The organism is Streptomyces ambofaciens ATCC 23877 (assembly GCF_001267885.1).
Classification (GTDB): domain Bacteria; phylum Actinomycetota; class Actinomycetes; order Streptomycetales; family Streptomycetaceae; genus Streptomyces; species Streptomyces ambofaciens.
The window spans coordinates 1,528,181-1,544,854 of record NZ_CP012382.1; the positions used below are offsets into that span (position 1 = coordinate 1,528,181).

At 72.4% G+C, this 16,674-nt stretch carries 15 protein-coding genes and 1 riboswitch; of the genes, 4 read left to right on the forward strand and 11 right to left on the reverse strand.

Features of this window, described 5'->3' with window-relative positions; genetic code table 11:
* Together SAM23877_RS38905 and SAM23877_RS06860 are read right to left on the reverse strand one after the other, a co-directional pair.
* A complete protein-coding gene (locus tag SAM23877_RS38905) occupies nucleotides 1-141 on the reverse strand; it encodes an SCO1431 family membrane protein (protein ID WP_107291852.1) in 141 nt (46 codons plus the stop codon).
* 197 nt (nucleotides 142-338) lie between these two features.
* Nucleotides 339-1,712 carry a peptidase C39 family protein gene (locus tag SAM23877_RS06860; protein WP_053127931.1) on the reverse strand — a complete coding sequence of 458 codons (1,374 nt, stop codon included), beginning with the start codon at nucleotides 1,710-1,712 and terminating at the stop codon, nucleotides 339-341.
* A gap of 926 nt (nucleotides 1,713-2,638) precedes the next feature.
* Between SAM23877_RS06860 and SAM23877_RS06865 the strand changes: the two genes are divergently transcribed.
* Nucleotides 2,639-3,208, forward strand: coding sequence for a uridine kinase family protein (locus SAM23877_RS06865; RefSeq protein WP_425314750.1), 570 nt, complete (start codon nucleotides 2,639-2,641; stop codon nucleotides 3,206-3,208).
* Nucleotides 3,209-3,638: 430 nt separating this feature from the next.
* Nucleotides 3,639-5,504, forward strand: a complete 1,866-nt coding sequence (locus tag SAM23877_RS06870; RefSeq protein ID WP_053127933.1) for an AAA family ATPase — start codon at nucleotides 3,639-3,641, stop codon at nucleotides 5,502-5,504.
* 8 nt (nucleotides 5,505-5,512) lie between these two features.
* Here the strand turns inward: SAM23877_RS06870 and SAM23877_RS06875 are convergent, their stop codons facing one another.
* From SAM23877_RS06875 to SAM23877_RS06915, 9 genes are all read right to left on the reverse strand, one after another.
* Nucleotides 5,513-6,550 (reverse strand): hemolysin family protein, encoded by a 1,038-nt coding sequence (locus SAM23877_RS06875; protein WP_053127934.1) that lies wholly within the window; start codon nucleotides 6,548-6,550, stop codon nucleotides 5,513-5,515.
* Entirely contained in the window at nucleotides 6,547-7,878 is a 1,332-nt protein-coding gene (locus tag SAM23877_RS06880; RefSeq protein ID WP_053127936.1) for a hemolysin family protein, read from the reverse strand. Before SAM23877_RS06880 ends, SAM23877_RS06875 begins: the two co-directional genes overlap by 4 nt.
* A 204-nt stretch (nucleotides 7,879-8,082) precedes the next feature.
* Complete coding sequence (locus SAM23877_RS06885; RefSeq protein ID WP_053127938.1) at nucleotides 8,083-8,550, reverse strand: PH domain-containing protein; 468 nt, start codon at nucleotides 8,548-8,550, stop codon at nucleotides 8,083-8,085.
* A gap of 20 nt (nucleotides 8,551-8,570) precedes the next feature.
* On the reverse strand, nucleotides 8,571-9,428 hold the full coding sequence (hisG, locus tag SAM23877_RS06890) for an ATP phosphoribosyltransferase (RefSeq protein WP_053127940.1): 858 nt from the start codon (nucleotides 9,426-9,428) through the stop codon (nucleotides 8,571-8,573).
* A 48-nt stretch (nucleotides 9,429-9,476) separates the two neighbouring features.
* Nucleotides 9,477-9,749: a phosphoribosyl-ATP diphosphatase gene (locus tag SAM23877_RS06895; RefSeq protein WP_053142239.1), complete on the reverse strand. Its 273-nt coding sequence runs from the start codon at nucleotides 9,747-9,749 to the stop codon at nucleotides 9,477-9,479.
* Nucleotides 9,750-9,783: 34 nt separating this feature from the next.
* Complete coding sequence (gene ribH, locus SAM23877_RS06900) at nucleotides 9,784-10,269, reverse strand: 6,7-dimethyl-8-ribityllumazine synthase (protein WP_053127942.1); 486 nt, start codon at nucleotides 10,267-10,269, stop codon at nucleotides 9,784-9,786.
* A 20-nt stretch (nucleotides 10,270-10,289) separates the two neighbouring features.
* Complete coding sequence (locus tag SAM23877_RS06905) at nucleotides 10,290-11,579, reverse strand: bifunctional 3,4-dihydroxy-2-butanone-4-phosphate synthase/GTP cyclohydrolase II (RefSeq protein WP_053127944.1); 1,290 nt, start codon at nucleotides 11,577-11,579, stop codon at nucleotides 10,290-10,292.
* Nucleotides 11,576-12,220, reverse strand: coding sequence for a nicotinamide mononucleotide transporter family protein (locus SAM23877_RS06910; RefSeq protein WP_053127947.1), 645 nt, complete (start codon nucleotides 12,218-12,220; stop codon nucleotides 11,576-11,578). Before SAM23877_RS06910 ends, SAM23877_RS06905 begins: the two co-directional genes overlap by 4 nt.
* On the reverse strand, nucleotides 12,217-12,819 hold the full coding sequence (locus SAM23877_RS06915; protein ID WP_053127948.1) for a riboflavin synthase: 603 nt from the start codon (nucleotides 12,817-12,819) through the stop codon (nucleotides 12,217-12,219). Before SAM23877_RS06915 ends, SAM23877_RS06910 begins: the two co-directional genes overlap by 4 nt.
* A gap of 152 nt (nucleotides 12,820-12,971) precedes the next feature.
* Nucleotides 12,972-13,102: riboswitch (FMN riboswitch) on the reverse strand.
* Between the two features lie 230 nt (nucleotides 13,103-13,332).
* On the opposite strand from SAM23877_RS06915, the gene SAM23877_RS06920 reads away from it, so the two are divergent.
* Entirely contained in the window at nucleotides 13,333-15,714 is a 2,382-nt protein-coding gene (locus SAM23877_RS06920; protein WP_053127950.1) for a chitinase C-terminal domain-containing protein, read from the forward strand.
* 147 nt (nucleotides 15,715-15,861) lie between these two features.
* Complete coding sequence (locus SAM23877_RS40525; RefSeq protein ID WP_244902922.1) at nucleotides 15,862-16,659, forward strand: sigma factor-like helix-turn-helix DNA-binding protein; 798 nt, start codon at nucleotides 15,862-15,864, stop codon at nucleotides 16,657-16,659.
* Nucleotides 16,660-16,674: the final 15 nt, after the last annotated feature.

The window sequence follows — 16,674 nt, forward strand, 5'->3', positions numbered from 1 at the left end:
TCACAGCAGACCCAGCTGGACCACGAGCATCGCGAGTACCACGACGAGGGTCCAGCCCATGACGTGCTCGAGGACCTTCGGGCCGTCGTCCTTGGGTCCGCCGGTACGGACACGGGTGGCTGTGGCGGTGTGTGCGGTCATGGCTACTCGCTGATCTCGGAGTTCGGTGGACTCCCCCCGCCTCCCGTCGAGGGCGATCCCCGAGGTGGCCCTGTCCACCTTGCCACCGTGGGCGGCATGTGCGGCGGAGACGTTGGTCACAGCGAGCGGCCCCCGGAACCGGCCGAGCGGCGCAGGAGGCCGTCGTCGCGGTGCCGGGGGCCGTCGTCGCGGTGCGGTCAGACCACGCCCACCGCGGCGAGAGCCTTGCGCTGGCGCGGGGTCGGGTGCGCCGGGAAGTACAGGTAGCAGACGCCGCCGGTGCCGGAGACGACTTTGCCACTGGCGTTGTACCGCTTGGTGCGCAGCCAGATGTTCTCCCACTCGCGCCGCTTGTAGACGCGGCGCACGGCCTCGTTGTCGTCCGAGGCGGGGTCGTTGGCGATCACGTCGCCGTCGGCGGTGAAGCCGATGACGGTCATGAGGTGGCCCGACGTGCCGTAACCGGCTCCGGTCAGCTCCTCCTTCAGGAAGGACTGGGACGTTATGGCCGGGATGCCGGCCGCGATCAGCGTCTCCAGGTCGGTGAGGGAGCCCAGGCGGGTGACGACGCCCTGGAGGCCCTTGAACGTGGCCGCGTAGGCGGCGTTGAAGGGCCAGTTGCCGCAGCCGGCGTACTGGTGGTCGTACGTGTACCGGGCCGCGTGGCAGACCTGCGGGTCGGCGTAGGACGGGTCGACCCAGGCGAGCTGCTCGTCGGTGAGCCGGCCGCCCCAGTACTCGATGATCATCTGCGAGGAGGTGGGGCTGCACCAGGCCTCGCCGCCGTTGTCGTACTCGGGGTACTGGCCCTTGTGGATCTCCTGCGAGTACCGCGGGACGCGCAGCTCCTGGGCGAGGCCGGGGGCGGAGGCAGGGACGGTGAAGCGGTCGGGGACGTCCGAGCCCATGGCGCCGAGCCGCCATACCGTGGGCGTCGTCCTCGTGCCGGGGCGGCGGTAGAGGGTGAGCCTGAGCCGGTAGGAGGCCAGGCGCAGCCCCGTGGAGGCGTCGTCGACGGCGAAGGTGTCCGTCCAGACGCTGCTCTTGCCGTCGCCCTGGTCGTCGACCGAGGTCCGCTTGATGTCCTGGTCGCCGGCCGCCCAGCGGCCCATCACGTACCAGGGCGTGTCCGTGCCGTCGGAGTACCCGCCCTTGAGCTCGACCTGGAGCCAGGTGCCGCTCGGGGTGTGCGCGTTCCAGGAGGCGATGACCTCCGTCGAGGGCACGGCGAGCCGGTGGACGGGCGAGGTCCAGGTCGCGTACTCCCAGGTGGCGGTCCTGCCGGTGTGCGGGTCGGTGTAGTCGACGGTGCCGGCCGGTGCGCCGATCACCACACCGGGCCGGGCGCCCGCGACCGGGCGGGTCCCTGCCGCGGTCCCGCGCCGCCAGTCGCGGAACGTGGTCCAGGCCCGGTAGTCGACCTGCCGGGCGGGAGTGCGCTCGCGGTCCGCCGGGCCCCCGTCCGCGGCGGGCGAGGCTTCGGCGGTGGCCGGGACCGCGCTGCCCGCCACGGCGGCAGCGACGGCTGCGGCCAGGACGGTTCTGCGGGACGGCTGTTCGGCTCTGCTCATGGGTGGAAGACCCCCAGTGTCCGAGTCGGGCGGGTCCGTTGCACGGTTGTGCGCCAACTATGGCCGCAGGCGCCCGGTCCTGCCAGCACTTCTGCGCACGCCACGCCACGAATATTGGTGTCGACCAGTGGCGGGGCGGGGCGCGTGTCAGGGGGCGGGCCTGAAGGCCCTGCCCGGCGATGCCCCGTGGATCCGCCCCGGGCGGTCCCGTTGCTCCCGCCCGGGCGAGGCGTCGGCCCGGCCGGACCAGGCATGGGCCCGGCCCTGGCCCCGGCGAGGCGTGGCTTGGCCCGACGGCCCGTGGTCGTGGCCCGTGGTCGTGGCCCGGGGGCCCGTGGTCGTGGCCTCACGGCCCATGGTCGTGGCCCGGGGGCCCACGGGCGTCGTCCAGCGGCGGCCACTGGACGGGGTCCAGGTGGCCCGAGGGCGGCCCGGACGACGGTCCAGGTGGCCCGAGGGCGGCCCGGGCGACGGTCTGGGCGGCCCATGGAGATGAACCGGCGGCATTGGGCCCGCCCGGCGGTGGCCATCGGACCCCGCCCGGCCGGCCCGTGGGCCCGGTCCGCGCCCTTTGGGGCCGGTGGACCGGGCCGAGGCGCCCGAGGACCCCACCCGAACGACTCGTGGCCCCGGCCCGTCGGTGGCCCGTGGCCAGGCGGGCCGCGGGGACCGACGAAACGCACAGGGACCCGAACGTGGCCCGCAGGGCCCGGGCCTGGCCCGCAGGGCCCGGGGCCTGGCCCGCAGGGCCCGGGCCTGGCCCGCAGGGCCCGGGCCTGGCCCGCAGGGCCCGGGCCTGGCCCGCAGGGCCCGGGCGTGGCGCGGTTAGAGTGCGGGGAACGTCGACCGTCCCCTCGTACAACACAGGACCCGCCATCCACACCCTCGCAGCCCTGCTCCGCCGGCTCCCGCCCTCCTGCGGACCCGTGCGTCTGATCGGCGTCGACGGGCACGCCGGGTCCGGGAAGTCCACGTTCGCCGGGCGGTTGGCCGCCGAGCTGGGCGGCGCCCCCGTGCTGCGCCTCGACGACATCGCCAGTCACGACGAGCTGTTCGACTGGACCGGGCGGCTGCTGAGCCAGGTGATCGAACCCCTGGAGCGCGGTGACACCGCGCACTACACCCCCTACGACTGGCGGGCCCGCCGTTTCGGAGCGCCCCGCCCGCTGCCGCCCGCCCCGGTGATCCTGGTCGAGGGCGTCGGCGCGGGCCGCGAGGCTCTCCGCCCCCGCCTGGCCCGGCTGATCTGGATGGAGCTGCCGCGCGAGGAGGCGTGGGCGCGCGGCAGGGCGCGCGACGGTGCGGAGCAGCGGACGTTCTGGGACGGGTGGATCCCGGCGGAGCGCCGGCACTTCGCCGATGACCCTTCGCGCCCCTTCGCGCATCTTCTGGTGCGCCAGGGTCAGAAGGGGTACGAGATGCTGCCGGGTCCCGCGGGAACCGCCTCCGAGGCTCACTTCCTCACACAGGGTGACGGACCCTCCGCAATGTGCTGAACTCGTGAAGATCGCTCGGTGGCAACCTGCCAGAGTGCCTCAACTGCGCTTGACCCAGGGGCCGTACAGGTCTTACGTTCTAGATGTGCGGCCATTCGGTGCCGCCGGCAGACGCGAAGCCCCCGATTGTTCCCCCGTGATCGGGGGCTTCGTTCTGCCCTGAGCGCGTTTTCCGGCTGCTGCGCGGCGCGATCCGCTCACCCTCAGTCACTGCGCCGTGTGCGCCCCGTCCGCCCCCGCCTCGCGCAACGGCCTGCCCCGGCACCCTTCGGAGGACAGTCCGCCGCAGGTACGATGCCCCCGGTGCGACCTACGGGCGGTTGCCGCGCGCACCTTGCAACTCCGGTCCGCGGTACACCCGTTGGCCGAGGCGGTCGGCGGGCGACGGCTCGTCGGCATACCGACGGGGGCACGGTACGTGGGGGACGGGATGGACTTCGGCACGCGGGGCCCCCAGGCCCCGGCCGACCTCGCCTGGCTGCGCGGCGTGGACGCCTACACCATGGGGGCCTATCCGCAGGCCGAGGAGGAGTTCCGGACCGCGGTGCGCATCGATCCCGCGATGGCCGACGGCTGGCTGGGACTGCACGCGCTGCGCGTCGACACCACGAACGCCCTGCTCAGGATGTTCCGGCACCGGGAGCGCTTCGGCGAGCAGCGTGCCCGCCACCGCCGCACGCTCAACTCCTGGTACTGGCTGGGCTGGTGGGTGCAGCCCGTGCTGGAACACCCCCGCGACCTGCTGCTGGCGCACGCCTCCCACTGGCTGGACGGCCGCCACGTCCCGGAGCTGGACCGGGCCCTGGCCGGGCTGCCGCCCGTGGACGCCGACCCCCAGGTCCGCTTCCTGCACGCCTGTCGCGCCTATCTCGTCAAGGACTGGGAACAGCTCGTCCGGCACACCGACCCGCTGCTCGGCGATCCCCTGCTGGGTATCGAGGCCGGCCTGTTCAGCGGCATGGCCCGGGTGCGCCTGGAGATGTACGGACAGGCCGAGCCGCTGCTGTCGGCGGCCCTCATGCGCTGCCGCAGCGAGCAGCCGCAGCGCAAGGAGCTGCGCTACTGGCTGGCGCGGGCCCACGAGGGGACGGGCCGCAGCGCCGCGGCACTCCCGCTGTACCGGGCCGTGCACCGCGTCGACCCGGCCTTCATGGACACCTCGGCCCGGCTGGCGGCGATCGCCGAGGGGGACGACTACGACGACGCCGGCGACCTCACCGGCCTCGCCCAGGCCGGCCTGGGACCGGACGGGCTGGACTGCGCCGACGGACTCGACCCCCTCTTCGGCACCGAGGAGCGCGACCTCAAGCTCTCCGTCCCCGAGCCCCCGCCCGGCGCCCCGCTGTCCTCGCTGACCGGCCCTGCGGTGCGCGAGAAGACCGACGGGCCGCACCCCTCCCTGCCCACCGGGCCCACCGACCCGGCCTTACTCGAGGAGGCGCTCGCGGAGCTGGAGCGCATGGTGGGACTGGAGCCGGTGAAACGGCAGGTCAAGGCCTTGTCCGCGCAGCTCAACATGGCGCGGCTGCGGGCCGGCCAGGGCCTGCCGGTCCAGCCGCCCAAGCGCCACTTCGTCTTCTCCGGCCCCTCCGGCACCGGCAAGACCACCGTGGCCCGCATCCTGGGCCGTGTCTTCTACGCCCTCGGCCTGCTCGGCGGCGACCACCTCGTGGAGGCGCAGCGGGCCGACCTGGTCGGCGAGTACCTCGGCCAGACCGCCGTGAAGGCCAACGAGCTCATCGACTCCGCGCTCGGCGGCGTCCTCTTCGTCGACGAGGCGTACTCCCTGTCGAACTCCGGGTACGGCAAGGGCGACGCCTACGGCGACGAGGCGCTCCAGGTGCTGCTGAAGCGGGCCGAGGACAACCGCGACCACCTCGTCGTCATCCTCGCCGGCTATCCGGAGGGCATGGACCGCCTGCTGACCGCCAACCCGGGGCTGTCCTCGCGGTTCACGACCCGCGTGGACTTCCCCTCGTACCGGCCGCTGGAGCTCACCTCGATCGGTGAGGTGCTCGCGGCGGAGAACGGCGACGTGTGGGACGAGGAGGCGCTCGACGAGCTGCGCTCCATCGCCGGGCACGTGGTGGACCAGGGATGGATCGACGAGCTGGGCAACGGTCGGTTCCTGCGGACGCTGTACGAGAAGAGCTGCGCGTACCGTGATCTGCGCCTGTCGGTGTATCCCGGGGCGTTGACGCGGGACGATCTGGCCACGTTGCGGTTGCCGGACCTCATGCAGGCCTACGGGGAGGTGCTCTCGGGAAGGGGGCCGCAGGACCCGGCGGCCCCCTGACACCGGAGCTAGGTGGCCAGCGTCACCTCCCGGTGGGCCGGGTCGCGCACCTCCCCGACCAGGAGCTCCAGGACGTCCTCCAGGGCGACCAGACCGAGCACGCGTCCCGACGCGTCCGTCACCTGGGCCAGGTGCGTCGCCGCACGGCGCATCACGGTGAGGGCGTCGTCCAGGGGCAGTTCGGGGCGGAGGGTGGTCATCGGACGCCAGAGGTGCTGCGGGACCGCCCGGTCCGAGTCCTCCAGGTCCAGGACGTCCTTGACGTGGAGGTACCCCATGAAGGCGCCCTTCTCCACCGCGACCGGGAAGCGCGAGTACCCGGTGCGAGCGGTGAGCCCGACGATCTCGCCCGGTGTGACGGACGGGCTGACCGTCACCAGCGACTCCCGGGCGAGCAGCACGTCGGTCACCGGACGGGAGCCCAGTTCCAGGGCGTCCTCCAGGCGTTCCTGCTCCTCCGGGTCGAGCAGTCCGGCCTGGCCCGCGTCCTCCACCAGCCGGTTGAGCTGCTCGCTGGTGAAGACGGCCTCGACCTCGTCCTTGGGCTCCACACGGAACAGCCGCAGGATGCCCTGGGCGCAGGCGCCGAGCGCGGCGGTGAGCGGCCTGCACAGGCGGGCGAAGGCGACCAGACCGGGGCTCAGCCACAGCGCCGCCTTCTCGGGGGCGGCCATCGCGAGGTTCTTCGGGACCATCTCGCCGATGACGAGGTGGCAGAAGACGACCGCGGCCAGGGCGATCACGTAGCCGAGGGGGTGGATCACCCCGTGCGGCAGGTGCATCCACTCGAAGACCGGCTCCAGCAGGTGCGCCACCGTGGGTTCGGCGACCGCGCCGAGCGTCAGCGAGCAGACCGTGATGCCGAACTGGGCGGCGGCCATCATCTGCGGCAGCCGCTCCAGGCCGTACAGCACCTGGCGGGCGCGGGCGGTGCCGACGGGTTCGATCTGGCTGCGGCGCACCGAGACGAGCGCGAACTCGGCACCGACGAAGAAGCCGTTGGCGAGCACGAGCAGCGCGGCGAAGAGGAGTTGCAGGACGCTCATCGGGCGGCCTCCAGCACGGACACCGGCGCCGTGCGCACCAGGCGTATCCGCTCGGCGCGGTAGTGGCCGACCTGGCGGACGGAGAGCCGCCAGCCGGGCAGTTCCGCCCGGTCGCCGACGGCGGGGATACGGCCGAGCAGGTCGGCGACGAGCCCGGCGGCGGTCTCGTACGGTCCCTCGGGCGCCTCCAGGCCCACGCGCCGCAGGGCGTCCACGCGGCAGCTTCCGGCCACGTCCCAGGCGGGCCGGCCGTCCTCCGGCGGGGCGGCGGCGAGTTCGGGGACGTCGTGGCCGTCGTGCTCGTCGCGGACCTCGCCGACGAGCTCCTCGACGATGTCCTCCAGCGTGACGACACCGGCCGTGCCGCCGTACTCGTCGACGACGACCGCGATGGGCTGCTCGCTGCGCAGGCGGGTCAGCAGCGGCCGGACGGGCAGGGTCTCGGGGACCAGCAGCGCCGGGCGGGCGATCCGGCCGACGGGGGTCCACAGCCGGTCGGGCGCGGGGACGGCGAGGGCGTCCTTGAGGTGGACCATGCCGACGATCTCGTCGATCTTCTCCCGGTAGACGGGGAAGCGGGACAGACCGGTGGCCCGGGTCAGGTTGACCACGTCCTCGGCGGTGGCCGAGGAGTGCAGGGCGCTGACCTTCACGCGGGGGGTCATGACGTGCTGGGCGGTCAGTTCGCCCAGCGACAGGGTCCGCACGAAGAGGTCGGCGGTGTCCTGCTCCAGTGCGCCGGCCCGGGCGGAGTGCCGGGCCAGGGAGACGAGTTCGCCGGGGGTGCGGGCGGAGGCCAGCTCCTCGGTGGGTTCGATGCCCAGGGCGCGGACCAGGCGGTTGGCGACGGCGTTCAGCGCGGCGATCACCGGGTGGAACACGCGGGCGAAGGCGTGCTGCGGGCCCGCGACGAAGCGCGCGACCTGGAGCGGCTTGGACACCGCCCAGTTCTTGGGCACGAGTTCGCCGATCACCATCTGCACCGCCGAGGCCAGCAGCATGCCGACGACGACCGCGACGCCGGGTACGGCGCCGTCGGGGACGCCGATCGCCGTGAACGGGCCGTCCAGGAGCCGGGCGAGGGCCGGTTCGGCGAGCATGCCGACGACGAGGGAGGTGATGGTGATGCCGAGCTGGGTGCCGGAGAGCTGGAAGGACAGCTCCTTGAGGGACTCGACGACCCGGCGGGCGCGTCGGTCGCCGTCGGCGGCCGCCTGCTCGGCGTCCTGCCGTTCGACGGTCACCAGGCCGAACTCGGCGGCGACGAAGAAGCCGTTGGCGAGGATCAGCAGGAACGCGGCTGCCAGGAGCAGCAGGGGGGTGGTCATGATGCCGCCGCCTGTGAGGGGTCACAGCAGGGGGCGGCGCAGGTACTGCAGGACGATCCGTCCATCGCCGGAGGGAGTCACTCCTCGGGTAGCGGGGACCCCCGCGCACCGGGCGGAGCGACAGGGGTGAGGACGCGACGACCGCGTCCTCGTTCCCAGATTAATCACGAAAAGGGTGCCTGCGGCAGGGGCGCCGCGTCCGCTTCAGCCGCGCGGCGTCTCGGGCGCGGCGGCGGAACGGGCCTCGACGAGGGCGCGCAGGGCACGCGCGTCGTGCACGGCGCGTTCCCGGGCGATGCCCGGCTGGATGCCGAGCGCGGGCAGGCTGGTGCCGTCGCTGAGGTCCAGGAAGGCCCAGGGGTCGCCCTGCCTGAGGTTGACCCGGACGATCTCGGCCCAGGCGAGGCGCCGCTTGGTGGTGAGGTTGACGACGGTGACGCCGGTGTCGTCGGCGACGACCCGGGGCCGGGCCAGCAGGAGCACGACCCCGGCGAGGAGGAGGGCGGTGAACACGAAGCTGAGCCGCTCCCCCGGGCCGAGGCCGTCCAGCAGCAGGCCGACCGCCGTGATCGCCGCGAAGGTGAGCACGGCGAGGGCGGTCAGGACGGCACGGGTGCGCCCCGGGCGGAAGGTCACCGGCAGGGAGGGCAGGTCCGGTGTGGTGTCGGGCATGGCGTCGCTCCGGGTCGCGCTCAGAGACGGCAGGCGTGGATGGCCGTGGTCAGGATGGCCCGGGCACCGATCTCGTACAGGTCGTCCATGATCCGCTGGGCCTCCTTGGCCGGGACCATCGCACGGACGGCGACCCAGCCCTCGTTGTGCAGCGGGGAGACGGTCGGGGACTCCAGGCCGGGGGTGAGCGCGACGGCCTTCTCCAGCTGCTCCACCCGGCAGTCGTAGTCCATCATCACGTACGTCCGGGCCACCAGGACGCCCTGGAGGCGGCGCAGGAACTGCTGCACCTTGGGTTCGGTGGTCGCGTCGGGCTCCGCGCCGGAGCGGCGGATGACGACGGCCTCGGACTTCATGATGGGCTCGCCGAAGACCTCCAGACCCGCGTTGCGCAGCGAGGTCCCGGTCTCGACGACGTCCGCGATGACCTCGGCGACGCCGAGCTCGATGGCGGTCTCGACGGCGCCGTCGAGGTGGACGACGGAGGCGTCGACGCCCCGGTCGGCCAGGTGCGCGGCGACGATGCCCTCGTAGGAGGTGGCGATCGTCCTGCCCTTGAGGTCCTCGATGCCGTTCGCGGTGCCCGGCCGGCCGGCGAAGTGGAAGGTGGAGCGGGCGAAGCCGAGCGGGAGGATCACCTCGGCGTCGGCGCCGGAGTCGACCAGCAGGTCCCGGCCGGTGATGCCGATGTCGAGCCTGCCGGAGGAGACGTAGATCGCGATGTCGCGGGGGCGGAGGTAGAAGAACTCGACCTCGTTCGTCGGGTCGACGATCCGCAGTTCCTTGGACTCGCGGCGCTGCTGGTAGCCGGCCTCATGCAGCATCTCCCCCGCGGGGCCTGACAGGGAACCCTTGTTGGGGACGGCGATGCGCAGCATGAGGTCGGCTTCCTTTGCGTGAAGGGGGTGGAGGGAAGGGGGTCCGGCTTAAAGGTGGGCGTAGACGTCGTCCAGGGAGATGCCGCGGGCGACCATCATCACCTGGACGTGGTACAGCAGCTGCGAGATCTCCTCGGCCGCCGCCTCCTTGCCCTCGTACTCGGCGGCCATCCAGACCTCGGCGGCCTCCTCGACGACCTTCTTGCCGATGGCATGGACCCCCTTGTCCACCAGCTCGGCGGTGCGGGAGGTGGCGGGGTCACCGCTGACGGCCTTGTGCTGGAGCTCGGTGAAGAGCTCCTCGAAAGTCTTCTTGGACATGGTGGCGCCCACTTTACGCGTACTGCCGAGCGGCCTAGCGCCACGGTTCGGATACCGAGCGGAGCGTGGCCGCCGTGGCGACGGCCGCGGTCACCGCCTCGTGGCCCTTGTCCTCGCGGGAACCCTCGATGCCGGCCCGGTCCAGGGCCTGCTCCTCGGTGTCGCAGGTGAGGACACCGAAGCCGACGGGGACGCCGGTCTCCGCGGAGACCTGGACGAGGCCCTGGGTGACGCCCTGGCACACGTAGTCGAAGTGGGGGGTGCCACCGCGGATGACGACGCCGAGGGCGACGATCGCGTCGTAACCGCGGCCCGCGAGGACCTTGGCCACCACCGGGAGCTCGAAGCTGCCGGGGACCCTGAGCAGGGTCGGCTCGTCGATGCCCAGCTCGTGCAGGGCGCGCAGGGCGCCGTCGACGAGTCCGTCCATCACCTTGTCGTGCCACAGCGCCGCGACGACGGCGACCCGCAGGTCCCCCACGTTGCGTACGGTCAGTTCCGGTGCGCCCTTGCCGCTCATGTCTCTCCTGGAGTCCTTGCTTACTGGTTGCCGCAGGTGGACACGGGGGTCGTGTCCAGCCAGGGCAGGTCGTGTCCCATCCGGTCCCGCTTGGTCCGCAGGTAGCGGAGGTTGTGCTCGCCGGCCTGGACGGGCATCGGCTCGCGTCCGGAGACCTCGATGCCGTGCCGGACGAGGGCGTCGCTCTTGTCCGGGTTGTTGGTCATCAGGCGGACGGAGCGCACGCCGAGGTCCTCGAGGATCTGGGCGCCGGCGCCGTAGTCGCGGGCGTCGGCGGGCAGGCCGAGTTCCAGGTTGGCGTCGAGGGTGTCCCGGCCGCGCTCCTGGAGTTCGTAGGCACGCAGCTTGGACATCAGACCGATGCCGCGTCCCTCGTGGCCGCGGAGGTAGACCACCACGCCCCGGCCCTCGGCCTGGATGCGGTCCAGGGAGGCGTCGAGCTGGGGGCCGCAGTCGCAGCGCTGGGAGCCGAAGACGTCGCCGGTGAGGCACTCGGAGTGGATGCGGACGAGGACGTCCTTCCCGTCGCCGAGGTCGCCGTGGACGAGGGCGACGTGCTCGACCCCGTCCACGGTGGAGCGGTAGCCGTAGGCCGTGAACTCGCCGTGCCGGGTGGGCAGGTGGACCTCGGCCTCGCGGCGGACGGTCGGCTCCTCGCTGCGGCGGTAGGCGATCAGGTCCTCGATGGAGATGATCGTCAGGCCGTGCTTGCGGGCGAACGGGATCAGCTCGGGCAGCCGGAGCATGCGCCCGTCCTCGCCGGCGATCTCGACGATGGCGCCGGCCGGGCGCAGGCCCGCCAGGCGGGCGAGGTCGACGGCGGCCTCGGTGTGGCCGTTGCGGACGAGCACTCCGCCGGAGCGGGCGCGCAGCGGGAAGATGTGGCCGGGGCGGACCAGGTCGGCCGGCTCGGCGGTGCCGCTCGCGAGGAGCTGGAGGGTGGTCGCGCGGTCCGAGGCCGAGATGCCCGTGCTCACGCCGTGAGCGGCGGTCGCGTCGACGGAGACCGTGAACGCGGTCTTCATCGACTCGGTGTTGTCGTCGACCATCTGGGGCAGGCGGAGCCGGTCCAGTTCGTCGCCCTCCATGGGCGCGCAGATCAGGCCGCGGCACTCGCTCATCATGAAGGCGACGATCTCCTCGGTCGCCTTCTCGGCGGCGATGACGAGGTCGCCCTCGTTCTCGCGGTTCTCGTCGTCGACGACGACGACCGGGCGTCCGGCGGCGATGTCGGCGACGGCCTGGCGGACGGGGTCGAGGAGCAGGTCCTCGGGACCGTCGGGGCTGTAGAGGATGGGGGCCGTGCTCATGCGGGCGCTCCTTCCGGGACGGGCCGCGCCGCGGTGCGGGAGCGCAGCCACCAGTCGCGCAGGCCCCACAGGACGAGCGCGCCGTAGATGACGTAGACGAAGCCGGAGAAGGCGAAGCCGTTGGCGAAGTTCAGCGGGACGCCGACCAGGTCGACCAGCAGCCAGGCGAACCAGAACTCGACCATGCCCCGGGCCTGCGCGTACATGGCGACGACGGTGCCGACGAAGATGTACGCGTCCGGCCAGGGGTCCCAGGACAGGGTCGGGAAGGCGGTGAACAGGCCGCCGACCGCGAGGGTGCCGACGGCGGCGGCGCCGATCAGGGCGCCGCGCTCGCGCCAGGTGGCGAAGCGGACGGCGATGGAGCCGTCCTGGGTCTGCCGCCGGCCCCGGTTCCACTGCCAGAAGCCCCACGCGGCGACGACCATGACGACGATCTGCTTGCCCGCGCTGCCGGAGAGGTGGGCGGTGGCGAAGGCCGTGAAGAGGACGAGCCCGGAGACGAACTGCACGGGCCAGGTCCAGATCGAGCGCCGCCAGCCGAGCGCGAGGCCGAGCAGACCGATCACGTTGCCGATCATGTCCGACCACTTGATGTGCTGGTCGAAGAGGGTGAACGCCTCGGAGTTGAGCCAGTTCACCGGGTGCCCCCCTGGGTGCCGAGCAGGCGCTCGACGTATTTGGCGATGACGTCCACCTCGAGGTTGACCGGGTCGCCGGGCTGCTTGAGGCCCAGCGTGGTCAGGGCGAGGGTGGTCGGGATGAGGCTGACGGTGAAGAAGTCGGGCCCGGCGTCGACGACGGTGAGGCTGATGCCGTCGACGGTGATGGAGCCCTTCTCCACGACGTAGCGCGCGAGGTCCGCGGGCAGGGAGATCTTGACGATCTCCCAGTGTTCGGAGGGCTTGCGCTCGACGATCTCGCCGGTGCCGTCGACGTGCCCCTGCACGATGTGTCCGCCCAGGCGGGCGCCGACGGCGGTGGGGCGTTCGAGGTTGACGCGGGAGCCGGTGGCGAGGACGCCCAGGCTGGAGCGGTTCAGGGTCTCCGCCATCACGTCGGCGGTGAACTCGTCGCCCTCGTGGTCGACGACGGTGAGGCAGACGCCGTTGACGGCGATGGAGTCGCCGTGTCGTGCCCCTTCGGTCACGACGGGGCCGCGCACGCGGAAGCGACAGGCGTCGTCGAGGGTCTCGACGGCGGTGATCTCGCCCAGCTCTTCGACGATTCCGGTGAACACTTCCCGGGTCCTCCTGCCTCTTCGGGCACGGACTCCGGGGCTGTCGAGGAACGACAGAGATCACGGACGAGGACACCGGGAGCGACGCCGGACGGGACCCGCCCGGTGAGGGGCGAGCCCAGAGGTCGGCGGCGCGCACGCATGCTCGCCCGCCGCGCACTGCCTCCCATCCGGACTTTAACCGTCGGTCCAGGAATTTCACCTGGTCAACCGGTCGCTGGAGGCGACCGGGTCGCGGACTGTAACCGCCGGTTCGGACTTTCACCGACCCCGGAGTGCGCTGCTTCTGGTACAGGGCCAGTGTGCCACGCCCGGTCATGGTCCATGCGAGCGGAGTGTGTGGAGTGGCTCACAGACCGCCGCGCGCGAGTGCCGCTCGAGCCTTCGCCGCTCCGCCAACCGCGCTCCGCCAACCGCGCCGCCGCACCCCCGCGTTGAGATTGGTCCATACCTATTGACTCACTGGTCTAGTCCTCTTAGGGTCTGCGCAACTTCCGTGGAGAGGAACCGACTGTGCCTTCCCCCTCACGCTCCAGAACGCGCCACCGGGCGAGACCGGCCCTGTTCGCGGCGGCCGCAGCCGTCGCCGGTCTGGTCCTCGCCGGCCTCCCCGCGACCGCCTCGCAGGCCGCGGACCAGGAGAGCTGTCGACCCGACGGGCTCTACCGGACCCCAGGCGTCGACGTCCCCTACTGCTCGGTCTACGACTCCGCGGGCCGGGAGAAGATGGGCGCCGACCACCCACGCCGGGTGATCGGCTACTTCACGGGCTGGCGCACGGGCAAGGACGGCAAGCCGGCGTACCTGGCCTCGGACATCCCGTGGGACAAGATCACCCACATCAACTACGCCTTCGCGCACGTGGACGGGGGCAACCGGCTCTCCGTCGGCCCGGACGGCGAGAAGAACACCGCGACCGGCATGACCTGGCCGGGGGTCGAGGGTGCCGAGATGGACCCCGGTCTCCCCTACAAGGGCCACTTCAACCAGCTCACCAAGTTCAAGAAGCAGCACCCGGACGTCAAGACGATGATCTCGGTGGGCGGCTGGGCCGAGACGGGCGGCTTCTTCGCCGCCGACGGCTCGCGCGTGGACTCCGGCGGCTTCTACTCCATGGCCACCAACGCCGACGGCTCGGTCAACCAGGCGGGCATCGACACCTTCGCGGCCTCGGCGGTCGACTTCGTCCGGAAGTACGGCTTCAACGGCGTCGACATCGACTACGAGTACCCGACGACGATGAAGGACGCGGGCAATCCGCTCGACTGGACCTTCGCCAACGGCCGCCGGGCCGGGCTGGTCAAGGGGTACGCGGCGCTGATGAAGACGCTGCGCGAGAAGCTCGACCGCGCGGGCGCCGCGGACGGCAGGCACTACCTCCTCTCCGTCGCCGCCCCGTCCTCCGGGTACCTGCTGCGCGGCATGGAGACCTTCCAGGTCCAGAAGTACCTGGACTACGTCAACATCATGTCGTACGACCTGCACGGGGCCTGGAACGAGCACGTCGGTCCGAACGCCTCCCTCTTCGACGACGGCAGGGACTCCGAACTCGCCGCCGCGGGCGTGTACTCCACCTCCCAGTACGGCGGCATCGGCTACCTGAACACCGACTGGGCGTACCACTACTTCCGCGGCTCGATGCCGGCCGGCCGGATCAACATCGGCCTGCCGTACTACACGCGCGGCTTCAAGAACGTCACCGGCGGCACCGACGGGCTCTGGGGCAAGGCACCCTCCACGACGTGTCCGGCCGGGGCCGGCCTGACCAAGTGCGGTGACGGTGCGGTCGGCATCGACAACCTCTGGCACGACCTGGACACCGACGGCAAGGAGTCGCCCGCGGGCTCCAACCCGATGTGGCACGCCAAGAACCTGGAGAAGGGTGTCGTCGGCGACTACGTCACCGACTACGGCTTCCCGGCCGGCACCAGGCTGACCGGGACGTACGCCCGCAAGTACGACGCCACCCTGGTGGCGCCCTGGCTGTGGAACGCCGAGAAGAAGGTGTTCCTGTCCACCGAGGACGAGCAGTCGGTGCGGGCCAAGGCGGACTACGTGGTCGACCGCGGCATCGGCGGCACCATGGTGTGGGAGCTCGCGGGCGACTACGCCTGGGACGCGGGCAAGGGGCAGTACGTGCCGGGCTCGACGCTCACGGACACGATGTACGACACCTTCAGGACGGCCTCCCCCTACGGTGCCGAGCGCGCGACGACCGACCTGCCGGCCGAGGCGCTGGACGTCGACGTGGAGTTCGGGCAGTTCCCGCTCGGCGACTCCAACTACCCGATCAGCCCCAAGCTGAAGATCACCAACAACACGGGGACGGCGCTTCCGGGCGGTACGGAGTTCCGGTTCGACTACGGGACCTCCGCGCCCGGCAACGCCAAGGACCAGTCCGGCTGGGGCACTTCGGTCGTCCGCAGCGATCACACGGGCGGCAACGTCGGCGGGCTGAAGGGCGACTACCACCGCGTCTCGCTGAAACTGCCGGCCTGGCAGTCGCTGGCGCCGGGCGCGTCCACCGAGCTGGACCTCGTGTACTACCTGCCGGTGTCGACGCCGTCGAACTGGACGGTGACGTTCGGCGGCAGGACGTACGCCCTCAAGGGGGACCTGGCGCGGGGGACGACCGTGGTGGAGCCCGGGACGCCGACACCCACGCCCAGCCCCACGGGCACGCCGACGGGCAGCGCGTCCCCGAGTCCGAGTCCGAGCCCGACGGACGGCACCCGGCCGTGCACGGCGCCGGCCTGGGACGCGGCCACGCCCTACGGCGGTGGCATCACGGTGGCCCACGCGGGGCACTCGTGGAAGGCCAAATGGTGGACGAAGGGCGAGGAGCCCGGCACCACCGGTGAATGGGGGGTCTGGCAGGACCTCGGCGCCTGCTGACCCCGGCGAGACCGGCCCGGCGGCGGTGACGAAGGCCCTTGCCCGCCGCCGGGTCTCCTCAAGTCCCCCGCCGGGCTTCTGGGCGGGTGGCACGCGTGACGACCGCGATCGCCGAGCGGTTCGAACGCCACCGGCCACGCCTGTTCGGTGACCTCCGACGGCACTCCGGGCCCGCTGGAGTCGGCCGAGCGGCGGGACGCCGTGTCGACGGCGATGCTCTTCCTGCTGGAGCGGCTGACGCCGACGGAGAGGGCGGTGTACGTGCTGCGTGAGGCGTTCGCGTACGGGCACCGCGAGACGGCCGAGGCGCTGGACCTGACCGAGGCGAACTGCCGTCAGCTCCACCGCCGGGCCGTGGCGCGGGTCGGGGAGCCCGGGACCCGGTTCCCGCCGGCGCCGGAACGGCAGGAGCAACTGGTGAGGTCGTTCCTCGCGGCGGCCCGCGACGGCGATCTGGCGGGGCTGGAGAAGCTGCTCGCCGAGGACGTGGTCTGGTGGAGCGACGGCGGCGGAAAGGCCGGCGCGGTCCGGCGCCCGATCGAGGACCGCGCCAAGGTCGCCCGCTTCGTGCTGGGCGGGCTCCCGAAGTTCGCGAGCGGCTGGGACGTGGCCGTCGCCGAGGTCAACGGCGCGAGCGGGCTGGTCGCACGGGTCGGCGAGGTGGCGGAGGTCGCGGACCGGCTCGCCGGACTGGCCGGCGGCGCGCCCGCCGGGCGGGTCGCCGACCTGGGCGGGCCCGAGGTGCGCACCGTCGAGTCGCTGGCCCGCGCGTTCCTGAGCGCGACGGGACGCCGCCGGGCCGTGGTGAAGGTGCCGCTCGCGGGGAAGGTGTACCGCGGGTTCCGCTCGGGCGGGCACCTCGCGCCCGAACGGGCGGTCGGCAAGGGGACGTTCGAGGACCATCTGGCGGTGCGATATGGCGACGGGGCGGACGGACGGCGTTGACGAGACGCGGCACGG